The sequence below is a fragment of the Micromonospora sp. NPDC050200 genome, from assembly GCF_040656135.1.
In the GTDB taxonomy this organism is placed as follows: Bacteria; Actinomycetota; Actinomycetes; order Mycobacteriales; family Micromonosporaceae; genus Micromonospora.
Genome location: NZ_JBFALG010000018.1, coordinates 38,835 through 54,352, shown reverse-complemented (window position 1 = coordinate 54,352; position 15,518 = coordinate 38,835). Strand labels below are relative to the sequence as shown.

The following is a 15,518-nucleotide window of genomic DNA, read 5'->3' as shown; positions in this document are numbered from 1 at the left end:
GTGACGCCACCCTGCAATAGACGTTGAGAATCAAAACGAATGCGGGTTCAGCCAGTCCACTCGACGAGCGCGGTCCTTGCCACCGTCGCCGTTCACCACGAAGTCCAACGCCTCGGCAAAACTCAGACCCAACTCCCACATCACCCGCGGACCCACAGCAATCGCGCGGCCACTCTCGCTGATGTAAGACCTGAACTGGACAGACCAAATGCCAAGGGGAGAGTAGTTCTCCCCAAGTTCTCGCTTCAGCGAAGAAGCTTCGTCCAGTGCGTCGATACAGGCATCCACCGGATCGACGTGCAGCGACGACGACGGAAAACGAGCCTCTGAACTCTCAATCGTCAGATCGCCAAACTCGGCCCAAACCCGCCACGACAGGTCGTTCAACTCGAATCCCGTCGCTTCAAGCATCTCTACCCAAGCAACGGATTCGACACGCCTACCTTCGTACCAACCAGCAGCAAGCAAAGCTTTCCGTGCCGATGGTTTCCCGCCCCATATCGGATCCGCAATTTCCACCAGAGACCCCTTACCCGTATCGAGGCACGCCTTCCCCTGTTCCACGTGGAAGCCGCAGATCGGGCTCGCGTTGCCCGATAGACCCGGCTGCCGCACTAGGTGAGTACGACTTTCCAATTGAGTGGCCACTCCGGTAGGAGTGGCCACTCAAATCAGTCGTCAACTAGTATCCGCGAAGCTGCCTACAGTGGCCGGTATGCATGCTCGGGCCCATCGAACAGACCTTCAAACTGCTCTAATTCGATCTGCCCGCCAAGGAGCTTATAGATGCATTCGGTGGCAGTCATATCGTACTCCAGCCAGTCTTCCAGTTCCGCATCGACAATCACCACCCCCCATTGGTCCGCCGGCACACCGGGCAGGACCTTCCAGAAGAAGTAATTCGCTTCCACGGCAGCGAAGGCGACCAGACGTCGTCCCTCCCGGAAGTATTGGTCGGGTAGCTCGACACCCACTTCCGCAAACCGACTCCAGGAACTTTCACGCTCTTCGATCAACACACCCAGGTCGGTATAGCCCTCGCGCCCTCCAGGCTCAAAGAGGCACAGGGATTCGTCGATCAAAACGGCGCCCACCCTGTCGATCAAATCCTTATAGTCCCGGGGCACAGCGACTCCCACGGTTACCTCGAACGACTCCCAGTCGTGCAGCCTTCGAGTTTCTGGTCCACTGATGAGGCGGACGATCAAGTCTACATAATCTTGCATTCTACTTTTTCTTGTTGAGAATCGTCACCATCAGCATCAACGGGTCCGGTCCCGGCCCTACAGCCTGCATGGTGATCCCGCCTGGTCTCGCGCTGGTTCCTTGGTAGATGGGCGTGACCCGCAAGTCCACCTGCTGTCCTGCTTTGACTGCATCACGGATCTGGAACTCGACACTACGCATCGTCGGGCTGTTCGCATAGCGGTGCATAGCAACGAAGTTCCGCGGGTCGGTGTTCGAACCACCAAGCATAGCCGCCAGCAGATGCGTCTGATTGTCCTGGCCCTTCACCAGGGCAGGGATTGGCTCAGTGGGATTAGGCTTGGTCTTTCCGCCGATGTTGTCCTTGTCGAGAAGGACACGCATCCCACTCCGCTGGCCGTGGTCGTTGATCGTGCCGTAGTCAGCCGACCTGCGGGGGCAACTGTCGTTGTGCACCAGAACTGGCGTGGCTCCGGCGAGCACGTGGTAGCTGTGGACACCGTCAACGGTGAGGTTGTGGACCCGCTCGTGCTTGACGGTCCGCTTGACCGCGGTGATCTGGACCCAGGTTCCGGATGCGGTCTGCAACCACATGCCGGGCTTGAGCTGTTCTGCCTTGGCCCACGTGCCGGCGTCGGGGAGCCAGACCAGGTGGGCATCAGTGGAAGTGATGCTTCCGGTCTTCGACCCGTCCCTACCGTCGACGTCGACGGTGAAGGTGATGAAGGTCTTCTTGCCTTCGACACTGCGGGCGTTGGTGATGACCCGGTCCTGGTTCTGGCCGGTCTCCACGTCGGTGGCCAGCACCCGTACACGTCGAGGTTGGTCGTCGACTTCGTGGCTGACAGGGTGGTGTCGATGACGCCGTTGGTGCCGATCGAGTCGGTCGCGGCGGTCCGGTAGATCCGGGTGATCTGCCCGGCCTTCGGGAGCATCGCCTGCTGGGTCGGACCGGCGATGACCTGCCCGTCCTGGGTCTTCACCGCGACCATGTAGTAGTAGAACTTCCGCGCCATCGGGTCGGTGTTGTCGGCCGCCGTCGGCACCGCGGTGCTGTCCTGGTACGCGCGGGTGGCCGAGGAGACCGGCGAGATCAGCGTCGCGGCCGAGGGCTCGAAGTTCTGGTGGACACTGCGGTGCACCTGGTACTCGACGATGTCGTCGCCGGTCCCCGGAACCCGGTCCGGGTCGGTGTAGGCGGGCCAGTCCAGCACCGCGCCGGTCGAGGTGATCGTGGTCGGCGGGTTCACCGTGACACCCGGCCGCCCGTAGGTGACCACCAGCTTCGGCAGGTTGAAGTCCCGCCGGTCGTTGTTGTATGCGTACTCGGACGCCTCGTAGATCGGCCCGCCCTTGCCCTTCGTCGCCTCGTCGAGGGCCTTGACCATGAACCCGTAGTTCGGGTAGGTGCCGTTGACCCAGTCCTGGACGAGGTTGCGCACCGGGAACGAGTTCCAGACGCTGGACTTGCCGTACTTCTTGACCGCGCCGGCCTTGGTGAACCGCACCGCATCGGCGATGGCGGACGTGCCGGGCACGCCGTTGAGCACCACCTTGCCGGTGGTGCCGGCCACGAACGGATGGGTTCCCAGCGTCACCCACGCGCCCTGGCTGTCCGGCGTCTTCTGGTTGACGGGGTACTGCTTCGAGCCGCCGGAGTAGTACACCGTGTACGGGGCGTTGTCCGGCCGGTCCGAGTAACCCACGTAGTGCACCTCGACCTGGTAGTCACCCGACTCCGTGATGGTCGGCACCCAGGTGTGGGTGTCCGTCGAGAGGGTGCTGCCGTGGTAGCGGTAGTCGGTGTTGACCGCCTGCGCCTTCAACGTGCTGCTCGAGTACGGCCACGACCCGGTCACTGACGTCCCGGAGTCGCCGTCGTCCTTGGTCACCACGTTGCCCGCCGGCGCACCGGCGAACTTGCCGTTGATGCTTGCCCACGTGGCGCAGGCGACGGCGCCCCCGCACCCCTCGGCCCAGTCCGCGGTCACCCGGTGCGCCTGCATCGGCACGTCGGCCGCGTAGGTGGTGTGCGTCTGCGAGTAGTACAGCTGCAGCTGCGCGTCGTCGATCGGCGTGTTCGCCGGAATCGAGCCGACGTTGAGCTTCAACAACGACCGCCACGACTGCGTGTCGGTCGTGCCGACCTTCAACTGGTACGTGTCGTTGTAGTTCGTGGTGGTGGCACCCGAGTAGATCTGCACATCCTGCGCATCGGCCGGCACCGGCTGCACCTTGATGGTCGGGTCGACGACCACCGGATACACCCGCGCCGGATCGGCCAACCAGCCCGCGTCCGCCGACACCGTGACAGTCGTCTGCCCGTACATCTGCTGCACCCGCTGGCTGACCTTGTCGCTCCACACCTTGCCGTGCGGCGACGCCTTGTCATCCTTCGCGTCATACATGAACGGCGCCGGCATCACGAACACCGGCGCGCCACCGTCCCGACGCACGAACGCGATCGACCCGTCCGCCCGCTGCTGCGCGATCAGACCAGCCGTGTCCAGAGTGAACGTGTACGACACCGGCCCGGTCGGGGCGCGGTGCAGAACGATCTTCTCCTTCAACGCGGTAGCGGTGACGTCGTAAACGACGTCCGCCCCACCGGCCAACCCCGGGTAGGTGACCGTGGAACCGGAAACCTTCGGCGTCACGCCCTTCGCCGCGCCCGCCAGGCCCAGCTCAATGCTCCGGCCGTCCTGCTCGAAGCGGACCAGCTCGTCCGAGCTGTCCCCGAAGAGGCTGGTGAAGGTATTCGGCACCGCCGAGATCTCCGCCTGGGTACGCCCGTCGGAAAGCTGGTAGACCTTGCTGTTCGCCGTCCGCTTGCCGACCAGCTCCTTCACCCGCTTCTGCGCCGGCCACACCTTCGCCACAGGCGGCTTCTCGTTCACCACCAGGCCGGCGCTGACCACCTCCGGCCTGGCCCTGCCCGGCCCATCGCTGACCAGATCACGGGCGGCATTGCCCAGCTTCGACAGAAAACCGTCGTCCTCCTTGGCACTCGCCACCGGGACGACGCCGCCAGGCTCCTCGTCCGGCATAACCTCCATCCCGCCGAGCGTGGCCACCAACGCCAGCACCAGCCCCCCGACAAGGGGACCTCCTGATCGTCTCTTCACCCGTAACCCTCCGGTCCATAGACAGACACGTCGGGTGGAGGCTAGGAACGGCGGATATACGCGCTGCTGTCTTTCGGCTACTTTGCGGCGCGGCTCCAGGGAGACAGGAGCCTCCGGCCGTTCGGCCGGAGGCTCCTGACGCACTCGGAAGGCGCTAGTAGCGGCTCAGGTTCTGGACCGGGCACATCACGATCCGCGGCGAGCGGGCCGGGTCCAGCCAGGTGAGCACGGAGACCAGGTTGGCGTGCGACATGCTCACGCAGCCGGCGGTGGCGTTGCCGCTCGAGGTGCTGTACTCGTGCAGGAAGATCCCGCTGCCGGCCCCGGGGACGGGCTTGGCCACGTTCGGCGGCATGTTGTAGGTGATCACCGCGAAGTGGGTGTACGCCGGCTTCTCGGTCCACAGCGCCTCGCTGTAGCCACCCGGGTTGGTGGTGGTGTGCTGGAACGTGTTGTACGCGGCCGAGTCCGGGTTCTCGTTCCACCAGTCGTACTGCACGACCGGGTGGTACGGGTAGCGCACACCGGGGTTCGCGGCGATGCCATACATGGTCGGGCCGAACGAGTAGACCCCGGTGGGTGTGTCCGGCACACCCTCCTTGTGGTTGTCGCTGAACCCCCTGGAGCCGATCCGGGCCGGCAGCGGCGCCGAGACCGCCACCCAGTGACCGCCGACCTTGTGGAACGTCTCCAGAGTGGCGTAGGTGGTGCTGTAGCTCTCGCCGGTGACGATGACGACCTGGGTGGTCGCGGCGGGCAGGGTGGTCAACCGGGAGGCCCGGTTGGGCGGCGGGATCGGCTTCGCCCGGCCCGTCGGCGTCCCGACGGGGTCACCGGCGACTGGTGTCGGTTCCATTCGCAGCATGATCGCATCCCGGCCGCTTTCGCGGTGCCCAGGAAATGGTGACGGATCTCTTCCCGCAATTTCGGCGAGTCGATGTAACGCGCATGGCGTGGCCGACGCTTGCACTTCACGTTGGAGAAGAGGGATCGGAACGGGAAACATTTTCGCCGGGCGGGTCAGGACCGGGTCCGCAACTCCCCGGCCCTGACCACCAGCCGTCCGGCGTGGTAGCGGATTCGCCGATGTGGGCGCGGCGGGCGTGGCACGCCGCCCACGCCGGGCCCAGCACGGCGAGCCGGCCCGCCTGCACTCAGCTCCACGGTGCCCAACTACCGGACTTCGGTGCGGTCCCGACTCACCCCGAAGAGCCGTGAACGCGCGCCCAGGTTAGGCATCGCGCCATCGCCCGGACAAGCATTCCCGCGCCCCGGTGAATGTGATTGATGACAATCCTGAAATGCGGCACGTCCGCGTAACGCGGTCAGCCGGGTTGACGCTGTTTCTCCTCGAAGCGACCCGTCTCGCCAGGCAGCGGCCGGCCGGCGGGAAGCGCTCTCGCCGCCCCGGCGCCGGCGATGAGCGCGAGGGCCGCCAGGTGCAGCAGCCGCACCCCGGCGGGGGCGGGGACGGTGGCGGCCGGCAGCTGCGGCAGCACCGTCGCCCCGGCCGCGCCGACCGACCCGGCCACGCCCCAGAAGACGGCGGGCCGCGCCACCGGGGCGGGCGGCCGTACGCCCTCGAAGATCTCACCCCGGCGGGCCGCCCGCAGTGCCAGGGCGACCACGACGGCGCCGCCCACCGCGGTGCTGACCAGGTCCGAGAAGAACCACCAGTACATGCCGGTGATCGCGTGGAAGTCCTGGATCCCCACCAGGCGCAGCCAGCGCTCGGTGTGCGTGACCCGGTCCCAGGCCACGTGGCTGGCCGCGCCGATCACCGCCGAACAGGCCGTGACCTGCCAGGGGTGCCGGACCGCACCGAGGGCCGCATGGTCCCGCCAGGCGAACAGCCGTTCGGCGGGCAGGTGCACCGCGATCCCGGCCACCGTGCGGCGGACGATCCAGGCGTAGGCCAGCGCGACCGGCAGGCACCACCAGAGCAGCCCGCCCACGGTGTGGGTGCGCATGCCCAGCTCGAACCGGGTGCCGGTGAGCAGGTAGCCGACGTCCGGCGACACCGCGCCGGTGGCCAGGGCGACCCCGTCGAACCAGCGCGGTCGCCACAGCTTCAGCGGCAGCACCGGCGCCAGGTGCGACGGGAACGTCAGGGGCACGGACCGGACCTTACCGGTCGGCGTCCGATCAGAAGTGCCGAAGCAGCTCGGTGAACCCGGTCAGGCGCAGCACGCCCTCGTCGGCCGGGTCGAGTTCGTCGTGCTCCAGCACCCAGGTGTTGTCGTTCGGGATGAACACCGCGTTCATGCCCGCGGCCCGGGCCGGCAGAATGTCGGACTTCGGGGAGTTGCCGATCATCCAGGCCCGGGCCGGGTCGAAGTTGTGCTCCCGGGCCAGCCAGCGGTAGGTGTCGACGTCCTTCTCCATCACGATGTGCGCGGCGTCGAAGTGGTGCAGCAGCCCGCAGGCGTCGAGCTTGCGCTGCTGCTCCTCCCGGTCGCCCTTCGTCAGCAGCAGCAGGTCGTACCGGCCGGCGAGGGCGTCCAGGGTGTCGGCGACGCCGGGCATCAGCTCCACCTGGTGGGCGACGAGGGCGGCGGCCAGCTCGTCGATCTCCCGGCGCTCCCGCTCGGTGGCCGGTCGCTCGCGCAGCCGCTCCAGGCACTCGCCGAGGCTGCGCAGGAAGACCTTGCTGCCGTACCCGTGGACGACCGCGTTGGCGCGTTCGATGTCGTCCAGCACGGCCCGGATCTGCGTCCGGTCCAGCGTCGGGTGCTCCAGCCACTCCAGGAAGTCGTCGATCACCCGCTCGAAGACGAGGTTGTTCTCCCAGAGCGTGTCGTCGGCGTCGAAGACGAGCACCGCCGCGTCCCGGCGCTGTTCCATTGTTCCCCTCCCGGTCTGGCGTCCGGGACACGCTACTGCGCGCCGCCGGCCGGGTCATCCGGGTTCCGCCGGACGTGGCGTCCGGCACGCGGCCGGGCCCGCCCGGTCAGGGCCCGACGAGCGACCGGACCACGATCATCTCCTCCCGCTGCTCCTGGTGCCGGGGCGCAGCCGGCCGCCCCGGCCGGTCAGCGGCGCAGGGTGAGGATGAGGTCGGCGACCAGCGCCGTCCACCCGGTCTGGTGCCAGGCCCCCAGGCCGGCGCCGTTGTCGCCGTGGAAGTACTCCGGGAAGCAGATCAGGTCCCGCCAGTCCGGGTGGGTCTGGAAGAGCTGGGCGGCGCCGTAGATCGGCCGCCGGCCCCAGCCGTCCCGGGTGAACAGCGAGATCAACCGGACGGACAGGTCGTCGGCGATCTCGTCCAGCGTGCACTTGCGCCCGGAGCGGGTCGGGTACTCGACCTGGAGGTCGTCGCCGAAGAATGCGGCGTAGTCGCGCAGCGCGCTGATCAGCAGGAAGTTCGTCGGCATCCAGATCGGGCCGCGCCAGTTGGAGTTGCCGCCGAACAGGCCGCTGGTCGACTCGGCCGGCTCGTAGCCGACGCGGAACTCCTGCCCGCCGAGGGTCACCGCGAAGGGCTTGTCCAGGTGCGCCCGGCTCAGCGTGCGCAGGCCGTAGTCGGAGAGGAACTCGTCGGGGTCGAGCATCCGGGCGAGCAGCCGGACCACCTGCTCCGGGCCGACCATGGAGAGCAGCCGCTGCTGGCGGCCGTCCGGCCCGAGCCGGCGGGCGCCGATCACGTCGGCGTACTCGGGGCGGTGGGCGAGGAACCAGCGCAGCCGGGCGCCCAGCTCGGGCAGGCGTTGCAGGGTACGCGCGGTGAGCCGGGTGGTGGCGGCCAGCGGCAGCAGCCCGACCACCGAGCGGACCTTCAGCGGCACCTGGCTGCCGTCGGCCAGCCGGAGCACGTCGTAGAAGAAGGCGTCCTCGTCGTCCCAGAGCCCCTGTGAGTACGCCGCCGCGGCGATGTACGCGAAGTGCTCGAAGAACTTGGTGGCGGTGTCCACGTACGCCCGGTCGTGCTCGGCGAGCACGACGGCCATGTCCAGCAGGTTGAGCGCGTACATCGCCATCCAGCCGGTGCCGTCGGACTGCTCCAGCACCCCGGCCACCGGCAGCGCCGCCGACCGGTCGAACGGGCCGACGTTGTCCAGCCCGAGGAAGCCGCCCTCGAAGACGTTGTTGCCGCCGGTGTCCTTGCGGTTGACCCACCAGGTGAAGTTGAGCAGCAGCTTGTGCATCACCCGGGCGAGGAACTCGTGGTCCCGGCCGCCGTCGATCTCGAACACCTTCAGCGCCGCCCAGGCGTGCACCGGCGGGTTGACGTCGCCGAACGCCCACTCGTACGCCGGGATCTGCCCGTTGGGGTGCAGGTACCACTCGCGGAGCAGGAGCAGCAGCTGGTCCTTGGCGAAGCCGGGGTCGACCCGGGCGATGGTGACGCAGTGGAAGGCCAGGTCCCAGGCGGCGTACCAGGGGTACTCCCAGGGGTCGGGCATGGAGATCACGTCGAAGCTGTTCATGTGCCACCAGGCGCTGTTGCGCCCGTGCCGGCGGCCGGCCGGTGGCGGCGCGGAGCCGGGATCGCCCTCCAGCCACCGCTTGACGTCGAAGTGGTAGAACTGCTTGCCCCACATCAGCCCGGCGATGGCCTGCCGGGCGACCAGGGCCTCGTCGGCGGTGGCCGCCGCCGGGATGACGCCGGCGAAGAACCGGTTGGCCTCGGCCCGCCGGGCCCAGACCACCGCGTCGAAGCCGTCGCCCAGGTCCGCCGGGGGCGGCGGGGTGCCGCCGGGCGGCGGGGCGGTGCGGGTCAGCCGCAGCCGGATCTGCCGCTGGCCGCCGGCCGGCACGTCGAGGACGTAGTGCAGCGCCCCCCTGGTCCCCTCCCGCGCCGGGTTGACCGTGGCCGCGCCGGCCACGACGTGGTCGTTGATGCCGTCCTTCGGGTACGGCGACCGCCCGGTCAGCCCCCACAGCCGCTCGGCGTTGGTGTCGTTGTCGCAGAGCAGCGGGGTCGGCTCGCCGTCGCCTTCGAGCAGGACCTGGCCCAGCACCCAGTGCTCACCGACCAGCCGGGAGCCCTCGCCGACCAGCCGGGGCACCCGGTCGGCGCCGGGCAGCCCCCAGGCCCAGGTGTTGCGGAACCAGAGCGTGGGCAGCACGTGCAGGGTGGCCGCCTCGTCGGCCCGGTTGGCCACGGTCACCACGACGCACATGTCGGTCGGCGACGCCTTGGCGTAGTCGACGGTCACCGCCCAGTACCGGTCGTCGTCGAAGATCCCGGTGTCGACCAGCTCGTACTCGGTCTCGTCCCGGGCGCGCAGCGCGTTGACGGCGACCAGCTCGTCGTACGGGAAGGCGGCCTGCGGGTAGTGGTAGCGCCAGCGCATCCAGGAGTGCGTGGGCGTGGAGTCCTCGTACCACCAGTACTCCTTGACGTCCTCGCCGTGGTTGCCGCCGTCACCGCCGAGGCCGAACATCCGCTCCTTGAGGATCGGGTCCACGCCGTTCCAGAGCGCGAGGGCGAAGCAGAAGGTCTGCCGGTCGTCGCAGACGCCCGCCATGCCGTCCTCGTTCCACCGGTAGGCTCGGGACCGCGCGTGGTCGTGCGGGAAGTAGTCCCAGGCCGTACCGTGCTCGCTGTAGTCCTCCCGTACCGTCCCCCACGCCCGCTCGGACAGATAGGGACCCCATGCGCGCCAGTCCTGCTCCCCGGCGTCGGCCTGGGCCAGCCGGAGCCGCTCAGGGTCGGGGGACGGCGCGTCGGAGGGCGAACTGTCGGTGAACACGTGCACATCTTCGACGCCGCCGGGGTACTTCACCACAACGGCCATTGTCGTCGTGGCGTGTCACACCTCGCCGCCGCAGGAGGAAACTAGTTGATCGAGATCGGTTTCGGTCCGCAGATCTGCGGCGAGCTGACCGGCGGGACGACCCGGGAATGGCTGGTCACCGACAGCCTCGGCGGGTACGCGATGGGCACGGTGAGCGGGCTGCGTACCCGGCGCTACCACGGCCTGCTGGTGGTGGCCGGGGAGACCCCGGCGTCCCGCCGGGTGGGACTGGTGAGCCTGGACCCGGCGGTGACGTGGCCGTCCGGGGCGAGGGTGCGCCTCGGTGCGCACGAGTGGTCCTCGGGCGTGGTCGACCCGCGCGGCTTCGAACTGCTGGAGCGCTTCGACCTGGTCGACGGGCTGCCGCGCTGGCGCTGGCGGATCGGCGACGTGGTGATCGAGCGGGAGCTGGCGATGACGCACGGCCGCTCCTGCGTGGCGGTGGTGCACCGGCTGGTCGCCGGCGGCCCGGTCCGGCTGGACCTCTCGGCGGCCTGCACCTGGCGGGACGCGCACGGCGAGCGCCGCGCGGACGGCCCGGCGCCCCGGATGGAGCCGGTCGACGGCGGCGCGGTGGTGGCAGGCTCGTTCCGGCTGGCCGGGCCGGGCTGGACGCCCCAGGGGCGGTGGTGGCTCGGCGTGCACCACCGCGAGGAGGCGGCGCGCGGCCTGCACCCGGAGGAGGACCTCTGGTACGCCGGCCGCTTCACCGGCGCGTTGGACCGCCCGGGCGACACGGTGTCGGTGCTGGCCTGGGCCGGCGACCTGGCCGACGAGCCGCCGGCGGCGACCGAGGTGGTGGCGGCGGCCCGCCGGCGGCACCGGGCGGTGGTGGCGGCGGCGAAGCCGGCCGACCCGGTCGAGGCCACCCTCACCCTGGCCGCGGACGCGTTCGTGGTGCGCACCGGCGCCGGGCCGGACGTGGTGGCCGGCTACCCCTGGTTCGGGGCCTGGTCGCGGGACACCATGACCTCGTACGAGGGGCTGTTCCTGTGCACCGGGCGGGCCGACGAGGGGCGGGCGCTGCTGCGGTCGTACGCGGCGACGCTGTCGGAGGGGATGCTCGCGAACACCGCCGACACCGGGCGGGTGGAGTACAACACCGTCGACGCGACGCTGTGGTTCCTGCACGCGGTGAGCCGGCACGTGACCCGCACCGGGGACGCCGACCTCGCGGCCGAGCTGCTGCCGGCGCTGCACGGCGTGGTGCAGGCGCACCTGGCCGGCACCCGGTACGGCATCGCGGTCGACCCGGCCGACGGCCTGATCACCCAGGGCGGGGCCCCGGGCACCGCGCTGACCTGGATGGACGCCCGGGTCCACGGGGCGCCGGTGACGCCGCGCACCGGCAAGCCGGTCGAGGTCAACGCGCTGTGGATCAACGGGCTGGCGGGCCTGGCCGAGCTGACCGAGCTGGCCGGCCGGGACGCGGCCGAGCTGCGGCGGCTGCACGCCCGGGCCCGGGAGTCGTTCGGCAGGCGGTTCCCCGCGCCGGCCGGCTGGCTGCACGACGTGGTGGACGCGCCCGCGCCGGCGTACCCGCTGGGCGGGGCGGCGTACCACGACGACGACCTGCTGCGCCCCAACCAGCTGCTGGCCTGGTCCCTGCCGTACGCCCCGCTGGAGCCGGGCCCGGGGGTGCTGCGCCGGGTGGCGGCCGGGCTGTTCACCCCGCTCGGCCCGCGCAGCCTCTCCCCCGACTCCCCCGACTTCGCCGCCCGGCACCGGGGTGGGCCGGCCGACCGGGACACCGCCTACCACCAGGGGACCGTCTGGCCGTGGCTGATCGGGCCGTTCGTCGACGCGTACCGGAAGGCCGACCTGCCCACCAATGACCTTCTGGTGGGGCTTGAGGGCCATTTGGGCGATTACGGGCTGGGATCGGTGAGCGAGACGGCCGACGGCAGCGCGCCGCACGCCGCCACCGGCTGCCCGTTCCAGGCCTGGTCGGTCGCCGAACTGCTGCGCGTCCGGCGGGGCCGCTAGGCCACGCGTTACACCCCGGCAACGACGGCGTCTCCGCTGGTTATCCAGCGGTCGGCAGGATGGGCCTCGACCCACGCGAGACGACGGGCACCGATGGGGGGTGCCGGCCGCCGCACGTACGGGGACAACTCCAAGGGGGCCTTCATGTCACCTGACGCCGCCGTGATCGACATCCACCCCGCCCGGCACCAGCGGGTGCTGATGCTCTCCTGGGAGTACCCGCCGGTGCTGGTCGGTGGGCTCGGCCGGCACGTGCACGCGCTGTCGGTGGCCCTGGCCGCCGCCGGGCACGAGGTCACCGTCGTCACCCGGCACGCCGAGGGCGCACCCCTGGAGGAGTACGCCGACGGCGTACGCATCCTGCGCGCCGCCGAGGACCCGGTCACCTTCCCGCTCGCCACCGGCTCCCTACTGGCCTGGACCATGGCCTTCAACCACACCCTCACCCGGGCCGCCCTGCGCGCCACCGAGTCCGGCACGTACGACGTCATCCACGCCCACGACTGGCTCGTCGCGCACACCGCGATCACCCTGCGCGAGCACCTGGACGTCCCGCTGGTCAGCACCATCCACGCCACCGAGGCCGGCCGGCACCAGGGCTGGCTGCCGGAGGAGATGAACCGCACCATCCACGGCGTCGAGCAGTGGCTCACCGGCGAATCCGGCCGGGTGATCGCCTGCTCCGGCTACATGCGCGACCAGGTCACCCGGCTCTTCGAGGTGCCGGCCGGCCGGGTCGACGTGGTCCCCAACGGCGTCGACGACCGGGCCTGGCACGCCCGTCCCCGGGCGGTCGCCTCGGCCCGGGCCCGGTTCGCCGGGGACGGCCCGCTGGTCGGGTACGCGGGCCGGCTGGTCTACGAGAAGGGCGTCCAGCACCTGGTGCACGCCGTGCCGTACCTGCGCGGGCGGCACCCGGGGCTGCGGGTGGTGATCGCCGGCGACGGACCGTACCGGGAGGAGCTGGTCGACCAGACGCGGCGGCTGGACCTGGGCGACACCGTCCGCTTCGCCGGCTTCCTGGACGCCACCCAGCTGCCGGCGGTGCTGGCCGCCACCGACGCCACCGTGGTGCCCAGCATGTACGAGCCGTTCGGCATGGTGGCGCTCGAAGCCGCGGCGGCCGGCGCGCCGCTGGCGGTGGCCAGCACCGGCGGACTGGCCGAGATCGTCGAGCCCGGCGTGACCGGGGTGACCTTCCCGCACAGCGACCCGGACGCCCTCGCCGGCGCGGTGGACCAGCTCCTCGGCGACGAGGTCTTCGCCCGCCGGGTGGCCCGCCGCGCCCGCACGATGGTCAGCCGGCGGTACGGCTGGGCGACCGTCGCGGCCCGCACCGCGGGCAGCTACGCCACCGCCCGGCGGGAACACGGCACGTTCCAGGCCCGACGGGCCGCCGCGCTGCTCGCCGGCACGCGGGCCCGGATCGCCATCCCCGAGGGCAACCTGCTGGCGGTGGACGGCGCGGCCTGCTGACGGCCGGACCCCGCCGACGGACAGGGCCGGGCGCAACCGTCTCATGGTTGACAGAAGAATTCGACCGGTAGGTCGACGCGACATACTTCCTGGTGATCCGGCAGCGCTTCCGGCCGGCCGCCGGACACTCTCCCCTGTGGACCCTCCGGGTGATTGCCCCTCGGCGGCGGCTCTGACACAGTGGCGTAGCTTTGTCGATCAAGGATCTGGGGAGGGCGAGCCGACATGATGGGACCGTCCCACGCGCTGTCCGGCGCGGCGGTGTGGCTGACCGGCTCGTGGGCGCTGGACCAGTTCGCCGACTACCACCAGTCGCCGCTGGCGCTGGCCGTCGGGACCGCGGTCTGCGCCGGCGGGGCACTCTTCCCCGACCTCGACCTCTCCGGCAAGGTCACCCGCAACCAGGGCGGCGCGACGGTGGCCCGCACCTTCGGGGTCTTCTCGCTCTTCATCGCCGAGGTGATGGAGAAGATCTCGCTCGGCGTCTACTACGCCACGAAGCTGAGCCGCGACCCGCGCCGCAACAACGGCCACCGGACGCTGACCCACACCATCCCGTTCACCGTCCTGGTCGGCTGGGGCACCACCGCGCTCTGCGCCGCGTACGGCAAGTGGGCCGTGGTGAGCATCCTGTTCTTCATGATCGGCCTGGCCCTGCGGGGGCTGTTCGACGAGTGGGCCGAGCGCGCCGGCTGGGTCATCGTCACCCTGGCCTCGGCCGGCGCCGCCTGGTTCACCTTCGCCAACCTGCCCGGCGACCGGGGCTACCCGATGATCGGGCTGGCCGTCGGGGTGGGCTGCTTCGTGCACATCCTCGGCGACATGATCACCAAGGCCGGCGTGCCGATCCTCTGGCCCATCCCGATCAAACGGCGAATGTGGACGATGATCGGCCTGCCGAACAGCATCGCGCTGCGTACCGGCAGCAAGGCCGAGGTGATCGTGCTGCGCACCGCGCTCACCGTGCTCTCCGTGCTCGCCACGGTCGGGCTGGTGGCGCCGTCGGTGCTGCACCGCTTCAACATCGAGGTGTGACCACGGTCGGGCCGGCGCCGGCCGGCGACGACGAGGTCCCGGCGTTCTGGCGGCGACTGGGCCTTCCGGGGCTGGCCGACGTGCACGTGCACTTCCTGCCGCCCCGGCTGCTGCGCCGGGTGTGGGCGTACTTCGACGCGGCCGGGCCACTGGTGGGCACCGAGTGGCCGATCCGGTACCGGTGGAACGACAGCGACCGGGTCGCGCACCTGCGGCGGATGGGCGTACGGGCGTTCAGCGCGCTGGCGTACCCGCACCGGCCCGGCATGGCTGCCGAGCTGAACCGGTGGACGCTGGACTTCGCCCGGAGCACGCCGGAGTGCCTGCCGTCGGCGACCTTCTTCCCCGAGCCGGACGCGCCGCGGTACGTCGCCGAGGCGCTGGACGACGGCGCTCAGGTGTTCAAACTGCACGTCCAGGTCGGCGGGTTCGCGCCGACCGATCCGGCGCTGGACCCGGTGTGGGGGCTGCTCGCCGAGGCGGGCGTGCCGGTGGTGGTGCACGCCGGGCACGCCCCGGTCGGCACCGCGCACACCGGACCGGAGGGATTCGCGGCCCTGCTGGCCCGGCATCCGGGGCTCAGTGCGGTCGTGGCCCACCTGGGCGCGCCCGACTACGCCGCCTTCCTCGACCTGGCCGATCGGTACGAGCGGGTGCGACTCGACACCACCATGGCGTTCACCCCGTTCTTCGACCGGTTCGTGCCCTTCCCCGCCGGTGAGCTGCCCCGGCTGCGCGAGCTGGGGCTGGCCGGCAAGGTGCTGCTGGGCAGCGACTTCCCAAACCTCCCCTACCCGTACGCCGAGCAGCTCGCCGGGCTGGCCCGGCTCGACCTCGGCGACGACTGGCTGCGCGCGGTCTGCTGGGCCAACGCCGCCACCCTGTTCGACCTGGACCGAACGGTGGCGCCGCCCGTCTGCTGATCCACTTCGGATCGCCGAGGTAGCGC

Annotated in this window: 11 protein-coding genes and 2 pseudogenes; 4 read left to right on the top strand and 9 right to left on the bottom strand. The window is 70.4% G+C overall.

What is annotated here, in order from left to right; genetic code table 11:
- Positions 1-30 precede the first annotated feature (30 nt).
- The 9 genes and pseudogenes from AB0I41_RS14720 to AB0I41_RS14680 form a co-directional block, all read right to left on the bottom strand.
- Positions 31-519 (bottom strand): SUKH-3 domain-containing protein, encoded by a 489-nt coding sequence (locus AB0I41_RS14720; protein WP_357106677.1) that lies wholly within the window; start codon positions 517-519, stop codon positions 31-33.
- A 182-nt stretch (positions 520-701) separates the two neighbouring features.
- Entirely contained in the window at positions 702-1,127 is a 426-nt protein-coding gene (locus AB0I41_RS14715; RefSeq protein WP_357106675.1) for a hypothetical protein, read from the bottom strand.
- A gap of 100 nt (positions 1,128-1,227) precedes the next feature.
- A complete protein-coding gene (locus tag AB0I41_RS14710; protein ID WP_357106843.1) occupies positions 1,228-1,515 on the bottom strand; it encodes a DNA/RNA non-specific endonuclease in 288 nt (95 codons plus the stop codon).
- A 195-nt stretch (positions 1,516-1,710) separates the two neighbouring features.
- Positions 1,711-1,998, bottom strand: a pseudogene (locus AB0I41_RS14705) (hypothetical protein); the annotation flags it as partial.
- A 1,187-nt stretch (positions 1,999-3,185) separates the two neighbouring features.
- A pseudogene (locus AB0I41_RS14700) lies at positions 3,186-3,536 on the bottom strand (DNRLRE domain-containing protein); the annotation flags it as partial.
- Between the two features lie 949 nt (positions 3,537-4,485).
- Positions 4,486-5,187, bottom strand: a complete 702-nt coding sequence (locus AB0I41_RS14695) for a L,D-transpeptidase family protein (protein ID WP_357106672.1) — start codon at positions 5,185-5,187, stop codon at positions 4,486-4,488.
- A gap of 469 nt (positions 5,188-5,656) precedes the next feature.
- On the bottom strand, positions 5,657-6,448 hold the full coding sequence (locus AB0I41_RS14690) for a DUF4184 family protein (protein WP_357106670.1): 792 nt from the start codon (positions 6,446-6,448) through the stop codon (positions 5,657-5,659).
- A gap of 28 nt (positions 6,449-6,476) precedes the next feature.
- Positions 6,477-7,175: an HAD family hydrolase gene (locus AB0I41_RS14685; RefSeq protein ID WP_357106667.1), complete on the bottom strand. Its 699-nt coding sequence runs from the start codon at positions 7,173-7,175 to the stop codon at positions 6,477-6,479.
- A gap of 188 nt (positions 7,176-7,363) precedes the next feature.
- Positions 7,364-10,072 carry a glucosidase gene (locus tag AB0I41_RS14680; protein ID WP_357106663.1) on the bottom strand — a complete coding sequence of 903 codons (2,709 nt, stop codon included), beginning with the start codon at positions 10,070-10,072 and terminating at the stop codon, positions 7,364-7,366.
- 45 nt (positions 10,073-10,117) lie between these two features.
- On the opposite strand from AB0I41_RS14680, the gene AB0I41_RS14675 reads away from it, so the two are divergent.
- The 4 genes from AB0I41_RS14675 (at position 10,118) to AB0I41_RS14660 (ending at position 15,492) form a co-directional block, all read left to right on the top strand.
- On the top strand, positions 10,118-12,058 hold the full coding sequence (locus AB0I41_RS14675) for an amylo-alpha-1,6-glucosidase (protein ID WP_357106660.1): 1,941 nt from the start codon (positions 10,118-10,120) through the stop codon (positions 12,056-12,058).
- 144 nt (positions 12,059-12,202) lie between these two features.
- The gene (locus tag AB0I41_RS14670; RefSeq protein ID WP_357106657.1) at positions 12,203-13,534 is read left to right on the top strand and encodes a glycosyltransferase family 4 protein; all 1,332 of its coding nucleotides are present in this window, start codon (positions 12,203-12,205) and stop codon (positions 13,532-13,534) included.
- Positions 13,535-13,759: 225 nt separating this feature from the next.
- Entirely contained in the window at positions 13,760-14,569 is an 810-nt protein-coding gene (locus AB0I41_RS14665; RefSeq protein WP_357106654.1) for a metal-dependent hydrolase, read from the top strand.
- The gene (locus AB0I41_RS14660) at positions 14,566-15,492 is read left to right on the top strand and encodes an amidohydrolase family protein (RefSeq protein WP_357106652.1); all 927 of its coding nucleotides are present in this window, start codon (positions 14,566-14,568) and stop codon (positions 15,490-15,492) included. The genes AB0I41_RS14665 and AB0I41_RS14660 overlap by 4 nt, the downstream gene beginning before the upstream one ends.
- Positions 15,493-15,518: the final 26 nt, after the last annotated feature.

Bases quoted from the DNA above. Each gene is read 5' to 3' on its own strand.
- AB0I41_RS14695 (WP_357106672.1), bottom strand. From the start codon at position 5,187: ATGGAACCGACACCAGTCGCCGGTGACCCCGTCGGGACGCCGACGGGC.
- AB0I41_RS14685 (WP_357106667.1), bottom strand. From the start codon at position 7,175: ATGGAACAGCGCCGGGACGCGGCGGTGCTCGTCTTCGACGCCGACGAC.
- AB0I41_RS14680 (WP_357106663.1), bottom strand. From the start codon at position 10,072: ATGGCCGTTGTGGTGAAGTACCCCGGCGGCGTCGAAGATGTGCACGTG.
- AB0I41_RS14670 (WP_357106657.1), top strand. From the start codon at position 12,203: ATGTCACCTGACGCCGCCGTGATCGACATCCACCCCGCCCGGCACCAG.
- AB0I41_RS14665 (WP_357106654.1), top strand. From the start codon at position 13,760: ATGATGGGACCGTCCCACGCGCTGTCCGGCGCGGCGGTGTGGCTGACC.